The sequence below is a fragment of the Streptomyces sedi genome (assembly GCF_006335015.1).
GTDB classification, from domain to species: domain Bacteria; phylum Actinomycetota; class Actinomycetes; order Streptomycetales; family Streptomycetaceae; genus Streptomyces; species Streptomyces sedi.
The window spans coordinates 311,821-333,554 of the sequence record NZ_VDGT01000005.1 but is presented as its reverse complement, the minus strand read 5'-3'; the positions used below and the strand labels follow the sequence as shown (position 1 = coordinate 333,554).

The following is a 21,734-nucleotide window of genomic DNA, read 5'->3' as shown; positions in this document are numbered from 1 at the left end:
TTTTAGGGTTCCGGTGGTCATGGCGGAGAGGAAACGCCCGGTTACATTCCGAACCCGGAAGCTAAGCTCTTCAGCGCCGATGGTACTGCATGGGGGACCGTGTGGGAGAGTAGGACGCCGCCGGACATAACGCCCCAATAGCTCAGTCGGCAGAGCGTCTCCATGGTAAGGAGAAGGTCAACGGTTCGATTCCGTTTTGGGGCTCACAGCTTCTCAGTAAAACCCTCGCCACTTCGGCGGGGGTTTTTGTGTGTCAGGGCGAATGACGCACACCAGATACAGACGATGCTCGACAGTGCACAAGGGCCGGACCACCACGTGGTCCGGCCCTTTCGCGTTTGCCCGCTCTCCCCCTACTCGGGGATACGCAACGTCAGAATGGCCATGTCGTCCGACGGGGCGTCGGAGGCGAAGCGTTCCACCGCTCGCAGCACCCGCGCGGCGACCGCGCCCGCGGTGAGGCCCGTGCAGTTGCTGAGCACGTCCGCCAGGCCGTCGTCGCCCAACATGCGGGTGCCCTCCCGGCGTTCGGTGACGCCGTCCGTGACACACAGCAGCACGTCGCCCGGGTCCAGCGTCGCCGTCTGCTCGAAGAGCTCCAGATCGTCCATCACGCCGAGCAGCGGCTGGGGGCTCGCGGCGGACTCCACCGTGCCGTCGGGGGCCAGGCGCATCGGCAGCGGGTGGCCCGCGCAGACCATCTTCAGCAGCGCGCCGCCCGAGGGCTGGGGCCACAACTCCCCGTACAGCAGGGTGAGAAAGCGCGCCCGCGGCCCCTCCTCCAGGATCGCCGCGTTGAGCCGCTCCAGCACCGCGGGGCCGCCCAGGCCCTCGCGGGCCAGCAGCCGCAGCGCGTGCCGCGCGAGCCCCGTCACGGCCGCGGCCTCGGGACCCGTGCCGCAGACATCGCCGATGGCGAAGCCGTAGACGCCCTCGCGGATCGGGAACAGGTCGTAGAAGTCTCCGCCGACCTCGTTGCCCTCGCCGGCCGCGCGGTAGATGACCTCCACCTCGACGTTGTCGATCGCCGGCAACTCCGGGGGCAGCAGGCTGCGTTGCAGGGACTGGCTGATCGCCGTCCGCTCGCTGTAGAGCCGGGCGTTGTCCAGCGCGAGGGCGGCCCGGCGGGAGAGGTCCTCGGCCAGCTCCAGAATGTCCTGACGGAACCGCTCGTCCGTCGGCTTGCCGAGGGCCAGCAGCCCGATCACGCGATTCCGTGCGACGAGTGGCAGCACCACCGTCTCACCACCCACGGCCTGGGCCGTGGTCAGGCTGGTGCCCGGGGTATCCGACGGCGGGCGCCCACCGAGCGCGAGGCTGCGCAGCGAGGTGCGCAGCGCGGTGTTGCGCGCCGCGTCCGAGGGCGCGTTCCAGGGGCGCACGCCCAGCGCGAGATCCGGCGCGGGCGCGTCGACGCGCTCCAACAGGGCCTTGATGCCGTCGATCCGCTCCTCGTCCTCGTGCAGCACATAGGAGAGCACGGGCTCCGAGCCCGGCTCGGGGATCGTGTAGACGGCGCACCAGGTCGCCAGGGTCGGGACGGTCATCTGGGCCATCAGCGCCAGCGTCTGGTTGCGGTCCAGCGTTCCGGCGAGCAGCTCGGACGCCTCCACGAGGAAGGCGAGCGAGCCCCTGCGCAGCCGTTCCAACTCGGTGAGCCTGGCGGACTCGACGGCCAGCGCGATGCGGTCGGCGGCGAACTGGAGGCGGAGCGCCTCCTCGTTGCTGAAGCGCTCGGGGGTCTCGGACGCGACGCCGAGGGAGCCGGTGAGCCGGCCCTCGACCTTCAGCGGGACCGTGACGACCGCGTGCATCCCCGTTCCGGACAGCAGCGGCACGGCGCCCGGGGTGTGCGCCAGGTCCGGGTGGACCGAGGGCATCCGGGCGGATCCGTAGCGCCCGCTGCCGGTCTCCACGGGGACGCGTGCGAAGCGCTGGCGTGCCGAGGGCAGCCCGGTGGTCGCGCGGACCTCAAGCTCCGTCTCGTCGTCGGTGGCGAGCAGCAGGAAGGCGGCGTCGCCGTCGAGCATGTCGCGGGCGCGTTCGACGGTCCGCTGGAGCAGGCCGTCGAGGTCGTCCGGCGGGGGAGAGCCGATGAGCGCGTCGAGCGAGTCGCCGGTGCGGTCGCGTGACTCGCCCCCGTTGGCGCCGTGTGAAGGCAGCCGGACCGGGCTCTGGAGGATCGCGCGCTCGTGGTCGCGGACGATCAGACAGACCGTGGAAGGCTCCCCGTGGGCGTCGCGGATGCGCAGGTGGCAGGCGTAGACGGGGACGGTGCGGCCCTGGGAGTCGCGGACGCCGTAGCTGCCCTCCCAGCGGGAGAGGAGCAGCGCCTCGGCGATGCCGGTGCCGGTGCCCGGGGTCTGCGGCCAGGCGGCGAGGTCGGCGAGCGGCTTGCCGACGACCTGCTCGGCCGTGTAGCCGAAGAGCTGCCGCGCGTCGTCGTTCCAGCTGGTGATGGCGTCGACCCGGTCGACCTCGACGACGGCGACACGGACTCGGGCGTCGGTCTCCGGCAACAGGTCGGCGGGGAGGATCGGCCCCGCGGTGCGGGTGCCGACGGCGGTGGTCTGCTGGTCGAGGCGGAACCACACGCACTTGTCGGTGGTCGTGTAGTCGACGCCCCAGCGGTCGGCGAGCGCGGCGCAGAGCATCAGGCCCCGGCCGCCCTCGCTGTTGAGGTCGACGCGGCCCCGGGAGACCTCGGCGAGCGGCAGCCCGCGCTCCGGGTGGCGGTCGACGACCTCGACGCGGACGCCCTGTTCGTCGCGGAGACAGCGGACCTCGGCGGAGGTGCCGGCGTGCACCACCGCGTTGGTGACCAGCTCGCTGGTCAGGACGACGGCGTCCTCGATGAGCTCGGCGAGGCCCCAACCCTGAAGGGTGTCGCGGACGAAGCCCCGCGCGGTCGCGACCGAGCGTCCTACCGGCTCGAAGGTGGCCGCAGCGCGCGCGGTGATCACGTCACTCCCCCAATGGTCGTTCTCGGCACACTCCGGTGCCGTGGGCTGCTCGGGTGCCCAGGTTACTGACGTCCGGCGGCTTGGCGGACGGTGCGTCCACCGAATTCCCCCTGACCGGGAAATCGGTGGTATGCGATGCTGCCGAACTGTTATCGCCCGGTCCTTCCGGAGTGAAACACTGGGAGGGCCCGATGTGCAGTGCAGGGCGAGATGATCGACCCCCGTGGGAGGGACACAGTGGTGTCTGACGGAGCAGTGTCGCGAGGCCAGCGGCGAGGCCGGGCGGTGAAGCCCCGGCCGGGTGCCACCGTCGAGGTGGACGCCGCGGCGCTGAACCGACTGCTCTCGGCTCTGGAGTCGATGCGGGACGGTCATCTGCGCAAGCGCCTGACGGTCGCCGGCGAGGGCCCGATGGCCGAGATCGCCGCGGTCTACAACGAGGTCGCCGACCGTGGGCTCCAGCTCACCGGGCAGCTGACGCGGGTGCGTCGGGTGGTCGGCCGGGAGGGGAAGCTCTCGGAGCGGATGGAGACCGGGCTGTGCGAGGGCGCCTGGGCCAAGGCGATCGACGACGCCAACGACCTGGTCGAGGACCTGGGGCGGCCGGTCTCCGAGGTGGGCCGGGTGCTGACGGCGGTGGCCGAGGGCGACCTGGAGCAGCGGATGGATCTGCGCGCCCAGTCGGACTCGGGGGTCGGCCGGCCGCTGCGGGGCGAGTTCCTGAAGGTGGGGCGGACGGTCAACGGGCTGGTCGACCAGCTGTCGGAGTTCACCGACGAGGTGACGCGGGTCGCCAGCGAGGTGGGCACCGAGGGCAAGCTGGGCGGGCAGGCGCGGGTGCCGGGGGTCTCCGGCACCTGGAAGGACCTGACCGAGTCCGTCAACACCATGGCGTCGCGGCTGACGGCGCAGGTGCGGGACATCTCGGTGGTGACCAAGGCGGTGGCCGACGGTGACCTGGGGCGCAAGGTCACGGTTCATGTGGCCGGCGAGATGCTGGAGTTGAAGAACACCGTCAACACGATGGTCGACCAGCTGTCCTCGTTCCAGTCCGAGGTCACGCGGGTGGCCCGCGAGGTGGGCACCGAGGGGCAGCTGGGTGGCCAGGCGCGGGTGGACGGGGTCTCGGGGGTCTGGAAGGACCTGACCGACTCGGTGAACCTGATGGCGGGCAACCTGACGGACCAGGTCCGGGAGATCGCCCGGGTGACGACCGCGGTGGCCGACGGCGACCTGGCGCAGCGGGTGATGGTGAACGCGCGGGGCGAGGTGGCCCAGCTCGCGGAGACCATCAACGGGATGACGGAGACGCTGCGCGGCTTCGCCGACGAGGTGACGGCGGCGGCCGTGCAGATCGGCACGCAGGGCACGTTGGGCAGCCAGGCGAAGGTGCCGGGCGTCTCGGGGCGTTGGAAGGATCTGACCGACTCGGTCAACATGGCGTTCCGCAACCTGACGGATCAGGTGCGGGACATCGCGCAGGTGACGACGGCCGTGGCGAACGGTGACCTGTCGCAGAAGGTGACGGTGGATGTCTCCGGCGAGATGCTGGAGCTGAAGAACACCGTGAACACGATGGTGGACCAGCTGTCGTCGTTCCAGTCGCAGGTCACGCGGGTGGCCCGGGAGATCGGCGACGAGGGCGCGCTGGGCGGGCAGGCGTCGGTGCTGGGGGTGGCGGGAGCCTGGAAGGACCTGACGGACTCCGTCAACACGGCGTTCCGCAACCTCACCGGTCAGGTCCGCAACATCGCGCAGGTGACGACGGCGGTCGCGAACGGTGACCTGTCGCAGAAGGTGACGGTGGATGTCTCCGGCGAGATGCTGGAGCTGAAGAACACCGTGAACCGCATGGTGGACCAGCTCTCCTCGTTCGCCGAGCAGGTGACGCGGGTCTCCACCGAGGTCGGCATCGAGGGCAGGCTGGGTGGCCAGGCCCAGGTGGACGGGGTGTCGGGGACGTGGAAGGACCTGACCAACTCCGTCAACCAGATGGCTGACAACCTGACGGACCAGGTGCGGAACATCGCGCAGGTGACCACCGCCGTGGCGCGGGGCGACCTGTCGCAGAAGATCGAGGTGGACGCCAGGGGCGAGATCCTCGAACTGAAGAACACGGTCAACCGCATGGTGGACCAGTTGTCGCTCTTCGCCGACCAGGTGACCCGGGTCTCGCGGGACGTGGGCACGGAGGGCAGGCTCGGTGGTCAGGCCCAGGTGCCGGGCGTGGCCGGTGTGTGGCGCGACCTGACCGACTCCGTCAACGGGATGGCGTCGAACCTGACGGACCAGGTGCGGAACATCGCGGGGGTCGCGACGGCGGTCGCCCGCGGCGACCTGTCGCAGAAGATCACGGTGGATGCCCAGGGCGAGATCCTGGAGCTGAAGGACACGCTGAACACGATGGTCGACCAGCTGTCGTCCTTCGCCGAGCAGGTCACGAGGGTGGCCGTCGAGGTGGGCACCGAGGGCCGGTTGGGCGGCCAGGCGCGGGTGGACGGGGTGTCGGGGACGTGGAAGGACCTGACGCAGTCCGTCAACAGCATGGCCAACAACCTGACGTCGCAGGTGCGGAACATCGCGGAGGTGACCACCGCGGTCGCCCGGGGTGACCTGACGAAGAAGATCACGGTGGACGCCAGGGGCGAGATCCTGGAGCTGGTGACCACCGTGAACACCATGGTGGACCAGTTGTCCTCGTTCGCCGAGCAGGTCTCGCGGGTGGCCCGCGAGGTGGGCACCGAGGGGCAGTTGGGCGGCCAGGCGCAGGTGCGCGGGGTGTCGGGGACGTGGAAGGACCTGACGAACAACGTCAACCTGATGGCCCGCAACCTGACCAGTCAGGTGCGGAACATCTCCGAGGTCGCGACGGCGGTGGCCAACGGCGACCTGTCCAAGAAGGTCACCGTGCAGGCCAGTGGCGAGGTGGCGCAGCTCGCCGACACGGTCAACCGGATGGTGACGACGCTGTCGTCGTTCGCCGCCGAGGTGACGCGGGTGGCCCGCGAGGTGGGCACGGACGGCAGGCTGGGCGGTCAGGCGAAGGTGCCGGGGGTCTCCGGCACGTGGAAGGACCTGACGGAGTCGGTCAACTCGATGGCGTCCAACCTGACCGGTCAGGTGCGCAACATCACGCAGGTCACCACGGCGATCGCCAAGGGCGACCTGACCAGGAAGATCGACATCGACGCCCGGGGCGAGATCCTGGAGCTGAAGGACACCCTCAACACGATGGTGGAGCAGCTGTCGGTCTTCGCCGACCAGGTGACCAAGGTCGCCCGCGAGGTGGGTACCGAGGGGCAGTTGGGCGGTCAGGCGCGGGTGCCGGGAGTGGCCGGTACCTGGAAGGACCTGACCGACTCGGTGAACGAGATGGCGGGCAATCTGACCCGTCAGGTGCGGGGCATCGCCCGGGTCGCGACGTTCGTGACCAGGGGCGATCACAGCGTGCGGATCGACACCGACGCGGCGGGCGAGATCCTGGTGGTCCAGGAGAACGTCAACACCATGATCAGCAACCTGCGCGAGGCCACGCTGGCCAACAAGGAGCAGGACTGGCTGAAGAGCAACCTGGCCCGGATCTCGGCGCTGATGCAGGGGCGGCGGGACCTGAAGGACGTGGCGCGGCTGATCATGAGCGAGCTGGCGCCGGCGGTCACGGCGCAGCACGGGGCGTTCTTCCTGGCCGTTCCGGCCGACGGGGACCGGGACGTGGTCGCCGGCCCGGGGGAGGGCGGCGCCTACGAGCTGCGGATGATCGGGTCCTACGGGTACGCGGCGGGCAGCCAGGCGATGTCCTTCCGGCCGGGGGAGTCGTTGATCGGCACGGCCGCGGAGGAGCGTCGCCCGATCGAGGTCGGGCCGACGCCGCCCGGTTATCTGAAGATCTCCTCGGGGCTGGGCGAGGCGCCTCCGGTGAACGGGATCGTGCTGCCGGTGCTCTTCGAGAGCCGGGTGCTGGGCGTGCTGGAGCTGGCGTCGTTCAAGCCGTTCACCCAGATCGAGCGCGACTTCCTGAGCCAGATGGCGGAGATGATCGCGACGAGCGTCAACACCATCAGCGTCAACACCAGGACCGAGATGCTGTTGGAGCAGTCGCAGGAGCTGGCGGAGCAGCTCCAGGAACGCTCGGGCGAGCTGGAGCGGCAGCGGAAGGCGCTCCAGGAGTCCAACGCGGAGCTGAAGCACAAGGCGGACCTGCTCGCGGAGACCAACCGCAACATCGAGGTGAAGAACTCGGAGATCGAGGAGGCCAGGCGCGGACTCCAGGAGCGCGCCGAGCAGTTGGCGGTCTCGATGCGGTACAAGTCGGAGTTCCTGGCGAACATGTCGCACGAGCTGCGGACCCCGCTGAACTCGCTGCTGATCCTGGCCAAGCTGCTGGCGGACAACGCGGAGGGCAACCTTTCGCCGAAGCAGGTGGAGTTCGCGGAGACGATCCACGGCGCGGGTTCGGACCTGTTGCAGCTGATCAACGACATCCTGGACCTGTCGAAGGTCGAGGCGGGCAAGATGGACGTCAGCCCGACCAGGATCGCGCTGGTGCAGCTGGTGGACTACATCGAGGCGTCGTTCCGGCCGCTGACGGCGGAGAAGAGCCTGGAGTTCTCGGTGCGGGTCTCGCCGGAGCTGCCGTCCACGCTGAACACGGACGAGCAGCGGCTGCTCCAGGTGCTGCGGAACCTGCTGTCGAACGCGGTGAAGTTCACCGAGACCGGCGCGGTGGAGCTGGTGATCAGGCCGGCGGGCGGTGAGGTGCCGGACTCGATCAGGGAGCAGATGCTGGAGAACGGCTCGGTGCTGTCGGCGGACGCGCAGCTGATCGCGTTCGCCGTCTCGGACACCGGGATCGGTATCGCGGCCAGCAAGATGGCCGTGATCTTCGAGGCGTTCAAGCAGGCGGACGGCACGACCAGCCGCAAGTACGGCGGCACGGGTCTGGGGCTGTCGATCAGCCGGGAGATCGCTCGGCTGCTCGGCGGGGAGATCCACGCGGCGAGCGAGCCGGGCCGGGGGTCCACGTTCACGCTCTTCCTGCCGTTGCAGCCGGCGGAGCTGCCGCCGCCCGGCTACGGGCAGTTGACGCCGGGGCAGGGCGCTTCGGAGGGCGCGCGGGCGCTGCCGCCGCGGCCGGAGAACCGCATCAAGGCCCTGTTGGCGGCGCCGGAGGACGAGCCGGGGGCGGGGGAGGGCGCGAACGACGCGCTTCCCGCCGCGCCCGGCGCGGTCGGTGACGCGGAGGCGCAGCGCCGGCGGGCGTCGGCGGCGGCCGAGGAGGCGGCGGAGTCGCTGACCAGGCGTCACCGCGACCGGGACCGCGAGGAGCCCGACGCGGCGGCCGAGGACGAGCCGGTGGCCGAGGTGACCGGTGAGGTGGTGCCGGCCCTGGCGGAACCGAGGGACTACCGCAGGGAGTTCCAGGGCCGGAAGGTGCTGATCGTCGACGACGACGTGCGGAACGTCTTCGCGCTGACCAGCGTGCTGGAGGGCAGCGGCATCGTGGTGCTCTACGCGGAGAACGGGCGGGAGGGCATCGAGGTCCTGGAGTCCAACGAGGACGTGATGCTGGTCCTGATGGACATCATGATGCCGGAGATGGACGGCTACGCCACGACCGAGGCGATCCGCAAGATGCCCCAGTTCGCCAAGCTGCCGATCATCGCGTTGACGGCGAAGGCGATGAAGGGCGACCGGGACAAGACCATCCGGGCCGGGGCCTCGGCGCACGTGACCAAGCCGGTGGATGTCGCCGAGCTCTTCTCGGTGATGGCGCTGTGGGTCAACGACGGCGGCGGGGAATGATCTGTCACGCTCACCCCGGATGTGGAACCATCCGGGGTGAGCAACCGTTTTCCCGTTGCGCGCAGTTCAGCTCGCAGGGGCTTTCGGGGGCGTGCTATCGTGACGCAGCGCGATGCGCCAATCACCCGTTGGTCTGAGCGTGGAGTGCTGGACGGGCGAACGAGTACTGCCGGTACGGTCGAGGTCGCAGCCGGAGCGTTGTCAGCCTCTCGTGTGAGTCGCGGGGGTTCCCGACGTTGTCGCACGTTTGGGGCGACAACCGGGGTCTGCTGGCACCAGCGCCGGCGGTGATGTCAACATGTCCGGCACAGGACCGGACGGCGTGAGGGTGCCGTCCACGACGGCGGCGCCCCGGGGCGCCGCAGGGGCGAGGAGGACGGGCCATGGTGCAGAAGGCCAAGATCCTCCTGGTCGATGACCGGCCCGAGAATCTGCTTGCGCTGGAGGCGATCCTTTCAGCGCTCGATCAGACACTGGTCCGGGCGTCGTCAGGGGAGGAAGCGCTCAAGGCGCTGCTCACAGAGGACTTCGCGGTCATCCTGCTGGATGTCCAGATGCCGGGGATGGACGGCTTCGAGACCGCGGCCCACATCAAGCGCCGCGAGCGCACCCGCGATATTCCCATCATCTTTCTCACGGCGATCAACCACGGTCCCCACCACACGTTCCGAGGCTATGCGGCGGGTGCCGTCGACTACATCTCGAAGCCGTTCGACCCGTGGGTGCTGCGTGCCAAGGTCTCGGTCTTCGTCGACCTCCACATGAAGAACGTGCAGCTCCACGAGCAGGCGGTGCTGCTGCGCCGGGAGTTGGACGCCGGCCACGCGCAGGGCGAGGGCGACCGGGGCGCGGGCGGGCTGCTGCCCGAGCTGTCGGCGCGGTTGGCCGCCGCCGAGGAGCAGGCGGAGGCGCTGTCCAAGGAGTTGGCCGAGTCGGGCGGTGGCGCCGCGGTCTCGACGGCCGCCCACCTGGAGCGCAAGCTGTTCGGGCTGCGGAGGGCGCTGGACGCGTTGCAGCCGGGGTCGGCCGAGCCCAAGTCGGTGGAGTCGCACCAGGGTTGACGCGGTGTCGGCCGGTCCCGACCGGCCGTTCGCCGAGGTCGGTGGGCGTTCGGGGCACGTGTTCCGTGCCCCGGCTGCCAGACCCCGGTAGCCTCACCCCCATGGCCCCATCCACCTCCGGCAAGGGTTCCGCCGGCGCGCGCGGCGCCCGGAAGCCGGCGCCAGCCAAGAAGGCGCCGGCGAAGAAGTCCGCCGCCAAGAAGGCGTCGGCGAGAAAGCCGCCCCCGAAGCCGGCGCCGTCCAGAAACCTCGCGCTGCGTGTCGTGCGCCGCACGTGGCTCGGGCTGGCGCGTCCGCTGGGCCACGTGCTGCGCGGGATAGGGCGCGGCGCCAAGGGCCTGGACCCCGCGCACCGCAAGGACGGCGTGGCGCTGCTGCTGCTCGGCCTGGCCCTGGTCGCGGCGGCCGGTACCTGGTCCAACCTCCAGGGGCCCGTCGGCGACCTGGTCACCATGCTGATCACCGGGGCGCTCGGCCGGCTCGACCTGGTCTTCCCCGTGCTGCTCGGCTTCGTCGCCGTGCGGCTGTTCATCCACCCCGAGCGGGAGGACGCCAACGGCCGGATCGTCATCGGTCTGACGGCCCTGCTCATCGGAGTGCTGGGGCTGGTCCACGTCTTCACCGGCGCCCCGGGGCGCAGCGAGGGCGCCCAGGCGTTGCGGGACACGGGGGGCCACATCGGGTGGGCCGCCTCCCGCCCTCTGATCCTGGCGATGGGCGAGCCGCTGGCGATGGCCTTGTTGACGCTGTTGACCGTCTTCGGCTTGCTGGTGGTCACGGCGACGCCGGTCAACGCGATCCCCCGCAGGCTGGGGCAGGGGCTGACGAGGCTGGGGGTGTGGGAGCCGTCGGAGCGGGCCTCGCACGACGGGATCGACGACCGGCCGGTGGAGCGCGCCTCGCGCGGCCGGCGGCGGCAGGACCCGGACGAGTGGGACGACGCGCCGGAGCCGGACGAGACGGACTGGTCGGTGGGGCAGGGCGCGCCCGCCTCGGGACTCAGCGGGGAGCGCGCCGAGAAGCGCGCGCCGGAGTCGCGCCGCAAGCGCCGGGGCGCGCGCCGTTCCGGTTCCGACCCGGTGGACGTGGCGGCGGAGGCCGCCGCCGCGCTGGACGGAGCGGTGCTGCACGGGGTGCCGCCCTCGCCCTCGGTCGCGGACATCAGCAGCCGGATTTCGGCGGGGGAACGGCGCAAGGCCACGGGGGCGACGCCGCCGGACGCCGAGGAGCCCGCCGCGCACGGGGCGACGGGCGGGGTGCCCGATCTGACCAAGCCGGCGCCGGCCCCCAGCGAGCCGCTGCCGCCGCGCGCCGAACAACTGCGACTGGCGGGCGACGTCAGCTACTCGCTGCCCTCCGTCGAGCTGCTGAGCAGGGGCGGTCCCGGCCGGACCCGCAGCGCGGCCAACGACGCGGTGGTGGAGTCGCTGAGCACGGTCTTCACGGAGTTCAAGGTCGACGCCCGGGTCACCGGCTTCACACGGGGGCCGACGGTCACCCGTTACGAGGTGTCGCTGGGCCCCGCCGTCAAGGTGGAGAAGATCACCGCGCTGACCAAGAACATCGCGTACGCGGTGGCCAGCCCGGACGTGCGGATCATCAGCCCGATCCCGGGGAAGTCGGCCGTCGGCATCGAGATCCCCAACAGCGACCGCGAGATGGTCAACCTCGGGGACGTGCTGCGCACCACCGACGCCATGGGCGACGGGCGCCCGCTGCTGGTCGGGCTCGGCAAGGACGTCGAGGGCGGCTATGTGATGGCCGACCTGGCGCGGATGCCGCACATGCTGGTGGCCGGCGCCACCGGCTCCGGCAAGTCGTCCTGCGTCAACTGCCTGATCACCTCCATCATGATGCGGTCGACCCCGGAGGAGGTGCGGCTGGTCCTGGTCGACCCCAAGCGGGTGGAGCTGACCGCCTACGAGGGCATCCCGCACCTGATCACCCCGATCATCACCAACCCCAAGCGGGCCGCCGAGGCGCTCCAGTGGGTGGTGCGCGAGATGGACCTGCGGTACGACGACCTGGCGGCGTACGGCTACCGCCACATCGACGACTTCAACGCGGCGGTGCGCGCGGGGAAGGCGAAGGTTCCCGAGGGCAGCGAGCGCGAACTGGCGCCGTACCCGTACCTGTTGGTGATCGTCGACGAGCTGGCCGACCTGATGATGGTGGCGCCGCGCGACGTCGAGGACGCCATCGTGCGCATCACCCAGCTCGCCAGGGCCGCCGGCATCCACCTGGTGCTGGCGACCCAGCGGCCGAGCGTGGACGTGGTCACCGGTCTGATCAAGGCCAACGTGCCCTCGCGGCTGGCGTTCGCGACCTCCTCGCTGGCGGACAGCCGCGTCATCCTCGACCAGCAGGGCGCGGAGAAGCTGATCGGCAAGGGCGACGCCCTCTTCCTGCCGATGGGCGCGAACAAGCCGACGCGGATGCAGGGCGCCTTCGTCACGGAGGAGGAGGTCGCCCAGGTCGTCGAGCACTGCAAGGCGCAGATGGCGCCGACCTTCCGCGACGACGTGACGACGGGGACGAAGCAGAAGAAGCAGATCGACGAGGAGATCGGCGACGACCTCGACCTGCTGTGCCAGGCCGCCGAGCTGGTGGTCTCCACACAGTTCGGCTCGACCTCCATGCTCCAGCGCAAGCTGCGGGTCGGCTTCGCCAAGGCCGGCCGGCTGATGGACCTGATGGAGTCGCGCGGGGTGGTCGGGCCGAGCGAGGGTTCGAAGGCCAGGGACGTGCTCATCAAGCCGGACGAACTCGATGGTGTGCTCACGCTGATTCGTGGGGAGTAGCAGCCTAGGGGCCGACTTCACGGAGGGCGCCCACCCGGGGCCGCTCCTCGTGGGGGAGCGGCCGGGGAACGCCATCCCGTTGGCGGACAGAATGCGCCCGCCCGGTTGCCCGTTCCTTTTCGGACCCCCCTAGACTGATAAGCACAGCACGCGGCTTCACGCTCGAAAGGCGCCCCCGTGTCCCACGGCAACGAGAAAGCCAAGGACCGGCCTTCTGTCGGTCGTACCCTCCAGCAGGCGCGCATCGACGCGAAGCTGACCGTGGACGAGGTCAGTTCGGCCACCCGGGTGCGTATTCCGATCGTGCGGGCCATCGAGGCGGACGACTTCTCGCGCTGCGGCGGCGACGTCTACGCGCGCGGGCACGTCAGGACCCTGGCGCGGGCCGTCGGGCTGGAGCCCGCCGAGCTGATCGAGCTGTACAACGCGCAGCACGGCCACCACGACGAGTCGCTGCCCACCGGGCCGCTCTTCGAGGCCGAGCGCATCCGCCCCGAGCCGCGCCGCCCCAACTGGACGGCGGCGATGGTCGCGGCCATAGTCGTCGTGATCGGCTTCGTGGGCTTCACGTTCTTCTCCGCGGGTGAGGACGAGGGGGGCGGCGGCGGTTCCGTCGCGGAGCGCACCGAGACCCCGGGCGCGGACTCCCCCGGCGGTGACGGACCCGAGCGCCAGGGCCCCGACCCGACCGAGCCCGAGGCCCCGACGGAGTCCGCCGTCGCCGGTGTACCGGCGGACAAGGTGACGATCCGGGTCAGCATGGAGGGCACCAGCTGGATCTCGGTCAAGGACAGCAGCGGCGGCGTCCTCTTCGAGGGCAACCTGGAGGACGGCGCCTCGGAGACCTTCACCGACGACGAGCGGATCGACCTGGTGCTGGGCAACGCGGGCGCCGTCAAGCTGCACGTGAACGGCAGCGAGATCGAGGACGTTTTCGAGCCCGGCCAGGTCCAGCGCCTCAGCTACACCGTGGGAGACCCGGAGGAGGGCTGAGCGGGCGGCCCCGACGGGCGGCCCGCGACGGGCGGCCCGCCGGGAACGAAGTAGGCTTGTTGGCATGTCCGAACGCCGCACCGTCGCCCTCGTCACCCTTGGATGCGCCCGTAACGAGGTGGATTCCGAAGAGCTGGCCGGCCGGCTGGCCGCCGACGGCTGGGACCTGGTCGACGACGCGGCCGACGCCCAGGTCGCCGTCGTCAACACCTGCGGCTTCGTGGACGCCGCCAAGAAGGACTCCGTCGACGCCCTGCTGGAGGCCAACGAGCTGAAGGACGGCGGCGGCCGAACCCAGGCCGTCGTCGCGGTCGGCTGCATGGCGGAGCGCTACGGCAAGGATCTCGCCGAGGCGCTGCCCGAGGCGGACGGTGTCCTCGGCTTCGACGACTACGCGGACATCTCCGAACGGCTCAACACCATCCTCTCCGGCGGCACCCACGCCCCGCACGTGCCGCGCGACCGGCGCAAGCTGCTGCCGATCAGCCCGGCCGAGCGCCAGGGCACCGAGGTCGCCCTGCCGGGCCACGGCGCGATCAGCGACCTGCCCGACGGCCTCGCCCCGGCCTCGGGGCCGCGCGCGCCGCTGCGGCGGCGGCTGGACAGCAGCCCGGTGGCCTCCGTGAAGCTGGCCTCCGGCTGCGACCGCCGCTGCACGTTCTGCGCCATCCCGTCCTTCCGCGGCTCGTTCATCTCCCGCCGCCCCTCCGACGTGCTGAACGAGGCGCGCTGGCTGGCCGAGCAGGGGGTGCGGGAGATCATGCTGGTCTCCGAGAACAACACCTCCTACGGCAAGGACCTGGGCGACATCAGGCTGCTGGAGACGCTGCTGGCGGAGCTGGCCGAGGTGGACGGGCTGGAGCGGATCAGGGTGAGCTACCTCCAGCCGGCCGAGATGCGGCCCGGGCTGATCGACGTGCTGACCGGCACGGAGAAGGTCGCGCCCTACTTCGACCTCTCGTTCCAGCACTCGGCTCCCGGGGTGCTGCGCGCGATGCGCAGGTTCGGCGACACCGACCGCTTCCTGGAGTTGCTGGCCGGCATCAGGGACAAGGCCCCGCACGCCGGCGTGCGCTCCAACTTCATCGTCGGTTTCCCCGGGGAGTCCGAGGCCGACCTCGCCGAGCTGGAACGCTTCCTCACCGGGGCGCGGCTGGACGCCATAGGGGTCTTCGGCTACTCGGACGAGGACGGTACCGAGGCCGCGGGCTACGAGGACAAGGTGGCGCCCGAGGTGGTCGCCGAGCGGCTGGCGCGGGTCTCCGAGCTGGCCGACGAGCTGATCGCGCAGCGCGCCGAGGAGCGGCTGGGCGAGGAGACGCTGGTGCTGGTCGAGTCGGTGGGCGTCGACGACGAGACCGATGTCACGGGCGCGCCCGGCGACGTGGTGGCCGTGGGGCGCGGCGCGCACCAGGCGCCCGAGACGGACGGCCAGGTGCTGCTGGTCGCCAAGGGCGACCGGGCGCCGGCCGTCGGCGACCTGGTGCCCGCCAGGGTCGTGGGATCGCAGGGCGTGGACCTGTTCGCCGAGATCGCGCCGGTGTCCGACCCCGGCGTCGCGGAGGCGGGAAGGTGACATCCACGCCGGCCTCGGCCGCCGGGGGCGGCAGGACGGCTGACCGCGCGCGTGCCGCAGCGCCCGGTCTGTGGAACATCGCCAACATCCTGACCATGGTCCGGCTGCTGCTGGTCCCGGGCTTCGTCCTGCTGATGTTCGCCGACGGCGGGCACGACCCGGCCTGGCGTTCGTTGGCCTGGGCGGCGTTCTCGATCGCCATGATCACCGACCTGTTCGACGGTGAGCTGGCCAGGCGCCACAACCTGGTCACGGACTTCGGCAAGATCGCCGACCCGATCGCCGACAAGGCGATCATGGGGGCCGCGTTGGTCTGCCTCTCGCTCCTCGGCGACCTGCCGTGGTGGGTGACGGCGACCATACTGGTCCGGGAGTTGGGGATCACCCTGATGCGGTTCTGGGTGATCAGGCACGGGGTGATTCCGGCCAGCCGGGGCGGCAAGCTCAAGACGCTGGCCCAGGGCATCGCCGTCGGGATGTACATACTCGCCCTGACGGGTCCGCTGGCCACGCTCCGCTGGTGGGTGATGGCGTTGGCCGTCGTGTTGACGGTGGCGACCGGGCTCGACTACGTCCGGCAGGCTGTGGTCCTGCGACGTCGGGGGCTGGCGAGGGAGCGGACCGATGGGCGGTAATGGCGGAAAGGCGGCGTACGAGCCGCCCGTGGTGTCACAGGTGCTGGGCATACTGGTGGGACGCGGCCAGACGCTGGCCGTCGCCGAGTCACTGACCGGCGGGCTGGTGGCGGCGGCGCTCACCGACGTCCCGGGGGCCTCCCGGGCGTTCCGGGGCTCGGTCACCGCCTACGCCTCCGAGGTCAAGCGCGAGGTGCTGGGGGTCAGCGGCGCGCTCCTCGACGAGCGGGGCGCGGTGGACGCGGAGGTGGCCCGCCAGCTCGCCGTCGGCGCCCGGCGGCTGCTGGGCGCGGACTGGGGCGTGGCGACCACCGGCGTCGCGGGGCCGGAGCCGCAGGACGGGGCGCCGGTGGGCACGGTGCACGTCGCGGTTTCGGCGCCGGGGAAGGGGGGAGTCGTGGCTCAGCGGCTGAGTCTCCGCGGTGATCGGGCCGCGATCCGCGCGGAGAGCGTGCGGGCCGTGCTCGCGCTGCTGCGGAACGAGCTGCTGCACGCGGACTTCCGAAAGGACCGGGACCCGGGCCGGGGCCCGGGCCAGGATACGGAACAGAACGGAGAGGATGGATGTTTGCAGCCCTGAGTGAACAAGACATCGCTCCCCGCGCGGGGGGAGTCCGAAGCGGTACGGTGGGGCATGAAGCTAGCGAGGCCAACGGTCCGAGGAGGGAGCCACCGATGATCCTGCTCCGTCGCCTGTTGGGTGACGTGCTGCGTCGGCAGCGCCAACATCAGGGCCGCACCCTGCGCGAAGTGTCCTCTTCCGCCCGCGTCTCCCTCGGGTACCTCTCCGAGGTGGAGCGGGGACAGAAGGAGGCTTCCTCCGAGCTGCTGGCCGCCATCTGCGACGCACTGGAGCTGCGGATGTCGGAGCTGATGCGTGAGGTCAGCGACGAGCTGTCCCTCGCCGAGCTGGCCCAGTCCGCCGCGAGTGACACGGTGCCCCCGATGCGTCCGATGCTCAACCCGGTGCGTGTGTCCCCCGTCACCCACCGTCCCGAAGACCGCGTCACGATCAAGGCTCCGGCCGAGGCCGTCGACGTGGTCGCCGCCTGACCGGGCGGCACGCCTCCGGCCGGAGTGCGCCTGGCGCGCCCGGCCGTTCGCGCGTCCGGACGCGCTTGCCAGCTCCTCCCCACACCTCTCACGGGCGCAGCCGCAGACCGCGCGGCGTCGCGTGGAAGCCCGCGCCTTCCAGCAGGCCGACCCATGACGCGTCCGCGAGCGCCTGCCGGCCGTTGACCCGCTCCACCGTGAGCGTGCCCAGAGCGCCGGCGCGCACGGCCTGGGCCAGGGCCTCGGTCGCCGGGCGCAGCGCCCCCTCGGCCCACTCCTCGCCGTCCGCCTGCCCCTCACCTGGCGGCCAGGCCAGCAGGGTGCGGCCACCGCGCTCGACATACAGCGTGAGAACGCCGTCGACCAGCACCACCAGCGCCCCGGCCTTGCGGCCCGGCTTGTGCCGGGCGCCCTCCGGCGCCTCGGGCCAGGGCAGGGCGGCGCCGTAGGCGTTCGCCGGGTCGGCGGCGGCCAGCAGCGCGACGCGGGGGCCGCCGCTGCCGCCGGCCGGGCGCTCGGCGGCCGAGCCGACGGCGCGCAGCCGGTCCACCGCGCCGTCCATCGCGAACTGGGCGGCGCCCAGGCCCTCCACCACATAGCCGCGCCTGGCCTGGCCGTTCTCCTCGAAGACGGACAACACCCGGTAGACCGCCGAGAATCCGCCGGCGACGCCCTCCGTCATCACGGCGCCCCTGGTGACGACCCCGTGCCGGTCGAGCAGGGTGCGGGCCAGCGCGTGGGCGCGGACCGTGGGGTCGCTCACCGGCTCGGGAAGCAGGGACCAGCGGCCGGCGACCGTCGGCGGGCCGTTGCGCGAGGCCGCCGGGCGGACGGCGCCGCCGGAGCCGACGGCGAGCGCGCCGTAGCGGCCACGCGGGGTGGCGCGGCGGGCGCGGTGTGCCGTGGAGCCGGCGGTGCGGCCGGAACCCAGCAGCGCGCGCAACGGGCCGAGGGTGTCGTTGGTCAGCCGGCCCGACCAGGCCAACTCCCATACCGCCTCGGCCAGTGCGGTCTCGCCGTCCTCGATTCCGGCCGCCGCCACCTGGTCGGCGATCTGCCGGAAGAACAGCCCGTAGCCGCCGGCGAGGGCGTCCAGCACGGCGCGGTGTGTCCCGCCCAGCTCCAGCGGGAGCGGAGGCGGCAAGAGCAGCGGCGCCGCGTCGGCGGGGAACAGCGAGATCCAGCCGTCCTTGCCGGGCAGCGCGCCGGCGCCGGCCCACACCACCTCGCCGGAGGCCGTCAACTCGTCGAGCAGCTGCGGCGCGTAGCCCGACACGCGGGCCGGCAGCACCAGGCGCTCCAGCGCGGAGGCCGGCACGGCGGCGCCCTGCAACTGCTCGACGGCGCGCAGCAGACCGTCCACGCCCCGCAGCTCGCCCCTGCCGACGGACGGGCCGACGTGCTGCCAGCGCGGCAGGAACGCCGCCAGCGCGCGGGGCGCGACCGGCTCCACCTCCTGGCGCAGGGCGGCCAGCGAGCGTCGGCGCAGCCGCCGCAGCACCGTCGGGTCGCACCACTCCTGCCCGCTGGCGCCCGGGCGGAACTCGCCCCGCACCAGGCGCCCCTCGGCCGCCATCCGGTGCAGCGCGCCGTCCGCCACGGCGGTGCCGAGGCCGAACCTGGTCGCGACCCGCGCCGAGGTGAAGGGACCGTGGGTGCGGGCATGCCGGGCGAGCAGGTCGCCCAGCGGGTCGGCCACCGGCTCCGTGAACGCCTCGGGCACGCCCACCGGCAGCGCGGTGCCCAGGGCGTCCCGCAGCCGGCCGGCGTCCTCGACGGCCGCCCAGTGCGCGGTGCCCGCGATCCGCACGGGCAGGGCCCTGCGGGCCGCTCCCAGCTCGGCCGCCCACTCGGGGCGCGCGCCGCGTTCGGCCAACTCCTCCTCCGTCAGCGGGCCCAACACCCGCAGCAGGTCGGCGACGCCCTCCGCGTCCCTGACCCGGCGCTCCTCGGTCAGCCAGCCCAGCTCCCGCTCCAGCACGGCCAGCACCTCGGGGTCCAGCAGCTCCCGCAGCTCGGCCCGGCCCAGCAGCTCGGCCAGCAGTCGGGAGTCCAACGACAGGGCCGCGGCGCGGCGTTCGGCGAGTGGGGAGTCGCCCTCGTAGAGGTACTGGGCGACATAGCCGAAGAGCAGCGAGCGGGCGAAGGGGGAGGGGGCCTGCGTGGTGACCTCGACCAGTCGCACCCTGCGGCCCTCGATGTCCCGCATCAGCTCGGCGAGCCCGGGCACGTCGAAGACGTCCTGGAGGCACTCCCTGACCGCCTCAAGCACGATCGGGAAGGAACCGAACTCGCTCGCGACCGACAGCAGTTGTGAAGCGCGCTGGCGTTGCTGCCACAGCGGGGTGCGGCGGCCGGGGTCGCGGCGGGGCAGCAGCAGGGCGCGGGCGGCGCACTCGCGGAAGCGGGCGGCGAAGAGCGCCGAACCGCCCACCTGCTCGGTGACCATCTCGTCCACCTCGCCGGGCGGGAAGAGCACGTCGCCGGCGCCGACCGGGGCCTGCCCGTCGTCGAGTGCCGCGTCCAGCGGGCCGGGGTCGTCCGCGTCGTCGAGGGCGAACGGGTCGGCGTCCGGCAGCCGCAGCACGATCCCGTCGTCGGCGTGCAGCACCTGTGCGTCCATGCCCAGCCGCTCGGTGAGCCGGGCGCCCAGCGCCAGCGCCCAGGGCGCGTGCACCTGCGCGCCGAAGGGGGAGTGCACCACCACGCGCCAGTCGCCCAGCTCGTCGCGGAAGCGCTCCACCACGATGGTGCGGTCGTCGGGGACATGACCGCAGGCCTCGCGCTGCTCGGTGAGGTAGGCGAGGACGTTGTCCACCGCCCAGGTGTCCAGCCCCGCCTCCGCCAGGCGCCGCCGTGCCGCCTCCTCGTCCAGTGCGCCGATCTCCCGCAGAAACGCGCCCAGCGCACGGCCCAACTCCAGCGGCCTGCCGAGCTGGTCGCCCTTCCAGAAGGGCAGCCGGCCGGGAACACCGGGGGCGGGGGAGACCAGCACCCGGTCCCTCGTGATGTCCTCGATCCGCCAGGAGGTGGTGCCGAGGGTGAAGACGTCGCCGACCCGGGACTCGTAGACCATCTCCTCGTCCAGCTCACCGACCCGGCCGCCGCCGCGCCGCGGGTCGGAGCCGGCGAGGAAGACCCCGAAGAGCCCGCGGTCCGGGATGGTGCCTCCGGAGGTGACGGCGAGGCGCTGCGCGCCCGGACGGCCGGTGACGGTGCCGGCGACCCGGTCCCACACCAGCCGGGGCCGCAACTCGGCGAAGGCGTCCGAGGGGTAGCGCCCGGCCAGCATGTCCAGGACCGACTGGTACGCCGACTCCGGCAGCGCGGCGAACGGGGCCGCCCGGCGGACCAGGGCCAGCAGCTCCTCCACGTCCCAGCTGTCCATGGCCGTGATCGCCACGATCTGCTGGGCCAGCACGTCCAGCGGGTTGGCCGGGACCCGCAACGCCTCGATCGCCCCCTGCCGCATCCGCTCGGTGACCACGGCCGACTGCACCAGGTCGCCCCGGTACTTGGGGAAGACGACCCCGGCGGAGACCGCGCCCACCTGGTGGCCGGCGCGGCCGACCCGCTGGAGTCCCGAGGCGACCGAGGGCGGCGACTCGACCTGGACGACGAGGTCGACGGAGCCCATGTCGATGCCCAGCTCCAGGCTGGAGGTGGCGACCACGGCCGGCAGCCGGCCGGCCTTGAGGTCCTCCTCGATCTGGGCGCGCTGCTCCTTGGCGACCGAGCCGTGGTGCGCTCTGGCCAGCGCGGCGGGCGCCCCGGAGCCGGCGCCCGAGCCCCCCATCAGCTCGGCGGGCCCGTGGTCGGCCGGCAGGCTCTCCCCGGTGGCGCGCTCGTGGGCGATCTCGTTCATCCGGTTGCACAGGCGCTCCGCGAGGCGGCGGGAGTTGACGAAGACGATCGTCGAGCGGTGGGCCTGGACCAGGTCGACGATCCGCTCCTCCACCGAGGGCCAGATCGAGGGGCGGTCCTCTCCCGCCCCCGTGTCGGGCGCCGGGGAGCCGCCCAACTCGCCGAGGTCGGGCACCGGGACGACCACCGACAGCTGGAACTCCTTGCCCGAGGGCGGCTGCACGACGGTGGCCTTGCGCTGAGGGGAGAGGAAGCGCGCCACCTCGTCCACCGGGCGGACCGTCGCCGAGAGCCCGATCCGCCGCGCCGGGCGGGCCAGCAGGGCGTCCAACCGCTCCAGCGTCAGCGCCAGATGGGCGCCGCGCTTGGTGCCGGCGACCGCGTGCACCTCGTCGAGGATCACGGTCTCGACGCCGGCGAGCGCCTCCCTGGCCGAGGAGGTCAGCACGAGGAAGAGCGACTCGGGGGTGGTGATCAGGATGTCCGGCGGGCGCCTGGCCATGGCCCTGCGGTCGGCCGCCGGGGTGTCACCGGTGCGGATGCCGACGCGGATGTCGGGCTCGGGCAGCCCGAGGCGGACCGACTCCTGGCGGATGCCGGTCAGGGGGGAGCGGAGGTTGCGCTCCACGTCCACCGCGAGGGCCTTGAGCGGGGAGACGTAGAGCACCCGGCACCGCCGCAGCGGCTCGGCCGGCGGCGGCTCGGCGGCCAGCCGGTCGAGGGAGGCGAGGAAGGCGGCCAGCGTCTTCCCCGAGCCGGTCGGCGCGACCACCAGGGCGTCGGACTCCTCGGCGATCGCCCGCCAGGCGCCCTCCTGCGCCGCCGTCGGCGCCTGGAAGGCGTGCCGGAACCAGGCGCTGGTGGCCGGGGAGAAACCGTCGAGCACCGGCCCCGCGCCCGGTGCGCCGCCGGTGGTGTTCTTGCTGCCGCTCATGTGCCCCATCGTGCACCTCGCCACTGACAGTGAGATGCAGCGGCCGTGCCGG

The 21,734-nt window shown here is 72.3% G+C and carries 10 protein-coding genes, 1 tRNA gene and 1 rRNA gene; 10 read left to right on the top strand and 2 right to left on the bottom strand.

Annotated features, from left to right (window positions below; all coding sequences use genetic code 11):
• The first annotated feature begins 9 nt into the window (after positions 1-9).
• Both rrf and FH715_RS09770 read left to right on the top strand, forming a co-directional pair.
• A 5S ribosomal RNA gene (gene rrf / locus FH715_RS09775) occupies positions 10-126 on the top strand.
• A gap of 5 nt (positions 127-131) precedes the next feature.
• Positions 132-204: transfer RNA gene (locus FH715_RS09770), tRNA-Thr, on the top strand.
• A 149-nt stretch (positions 205-353) separates the two neighbouring features.
• On the opposite strand, the gene FH715_RS09765 is transcribed toward FH715_RS09770, so the two are convergent.
• Positions 354-2,963 (bottom strand): SpoIIE family protein phosphatase, encoded by a 2,610-nt coding sequence (locus FH715_RS09765; protein WP_211367509.1) that lies wholly within the window; start codon positions 2,961-2,963, stop codon positions 354-356.
• A 360-nt stretch (positions 2,964-3,323) separates the two neighbouring features.
• On the opposite strand from FH715_RS09765, the gene FH715_RS09760 reads away from it, so the two are divergent.
• From FH715_RS09760 to FH715_RS09725, 8 genes are all read left to right on the top strand, one after another.
• A complete protein-coding gene (locus tag FH715_RS09760) occupies positions 3,324-8,765 on the top strand; it encodes a HAMP domain-containing protein (protein ID WP_246108658.1) in 5,442 nt (1,813 codons plus the stop codon).
• Between the two features lie 383 nt (positions 8,766-9,148).
• Positions 9,149-9,826 (top strand): response regulator, encoded by a 678-nt coding sequence (locus tag FH715_RS09755; RefSeq protein ID WP_139643027.1) that lies wholly within the window; start codon positions 9,149-9,151, stop codon positions 9,824-9,826.
• 101 nt (positions 9,827-9,927) lie between these two features.
• Complete coding sequence (locus FH715_RS09750) at positions 9,928-12,627, top strand: DNA translocase FtsK (RefSeq protein ID WP_139643021.1); 2,700 nt, start codon at positions 9,928-9,930, stop codon at positions 12,625-12,627.
• Positions 12,628-12,804: 177 nt separating this feature from the next.
• On the top strand, positions 12,805-13,620 hold the full coding sequence (locus FH715_RS09745; RefSeq protein WP_139643018.1) for a helix-turn-helix domain-containing protein: 816 nt from the start codon (positions 12,805-12,807) through the stop codon (positions 13,618-13,620).
• 64 nt (positions 13,621-13,684) lie between these two features.
• Positions 13,685-15,196, top strand: a complete 1,512-nt coding sequence (rimO, locus tag FH715_RS09740) for a 30S ribosomal protein S12 methylthiotransferase RimO (RefSeq protein WP_139643015.1) — start codon at positions 13,685-13,687, stop codon at positions 15,194-15,196.
• Positions 15,193-15,831, top strand: coding sequence for a CDP-diacylglycerol--glycerol-3-phosphate 3-phosphatidyltransferase (gene pgsA, locus FH715_RS09735; protein WP_139643012.1), 639 nt, complete (start codon positions 15,193-15,195; stop codon positions 15,829-15,831). The genes rimO and pgsA overlap by 4 nt, the downstream gene beginning before the upstream one ends.
• Positions 15,821-16,411 (top strand): CinA family protein, encoded by a 591-nt coding sequence (locus tag FH715_RS09730; protein WP_139643008.1) that lies wholly within the window; start codon positions 15,821-15,823, stop codon positions 16,409-16,411. The genes pgsA and FH715_RS09730 overlap by 11 nt, the downstream gene beginning before the upstream one ends.
• Before the next feature lie 95 nt (positions 16,412-16,506).
• Positions 16,507-16,884 carry a helix-turn-helix domain-containing protein gene (locus FH715_RS09725; protein WP_097232603.1) on the top strand — a complete coding sequence of 126 codons (378 nt, stop codon included), beginning with the start codon at positions 16,507-16,509 and terminating at the stop codon, positions 16,882-16,884.
• Between the two features lie 88 nt (positions 16,885-16,972).
• Here FH715_RS09725 and FH715_RS09720 read toward each other — a convergent pair whose 3' ends face one another.
• Positions 16,973-21,682 carry an ATP-dependent helicase gene (locus FH715_RS09720; protein WP_139643006.1) on the bottom strand — a complete coding sequence of 1,570 codons (4,710 nt, stop codon included), beginning with the start codon at positions 21,680-21,682 and terminating at the stop codon, positions 16,973-16,975.
• Positions 21,683-21,734 lie beyond the last annotated feature (52 nt).

Bases quoted from the DNA above. Each gene is read 5' to 3' on its own strand.
- FH715_RS09760 (WP_246108658.1), top strand. From the start codon at position 3,324: ATGCGGGACGGTCATCTGCGCAAGCGCCTGACGGTCGCCGGCGAGGGC.
- FH715_RS09755 (WP_139643027.1), top strand. From the start codon at position 9,149: ATGGTGCAGAAGGCCAAGATCCTCCTGGTCGATGACCGGCCCGAGAAT.
- FH715_RS09750 (WP_139643021.1), top strand. From the start codon at position 9,928: ATGGCCCCATCCACCTCCGGCAAGGGTTCCGCCGGCGCGCGCGGCGCC.
- rimO (WP_139643015.1), top strand. From the start codon at position 13,685: ATGTCCGAACGCCGCACCGTCGCCCTCGTCACCCTTGGATGCGCCCGT.
- FH715_RS09730 (WP_139643008.1), top strand. From the start codon at position 15,821: ATGGGCGGTAATGGCGGAAAGGCGGCGTACGAGCCGCCCGTGGTGTCA.
- FH715_RS09725 (WP_097232603.1), top strand. From the start codon at position 16,507: ATGATCCTGCTCCGTCGCCTGTTGGGTGACGTGCTGCGTCGGCAGCGC.
- FH715_RS09720 (WP_139643006.1), bottom strand. From the start codon at position 21,682: ATGAGCGGCAGCAAGAACACCACCGGCGGCGCACCGGGCGCGGGGCCG.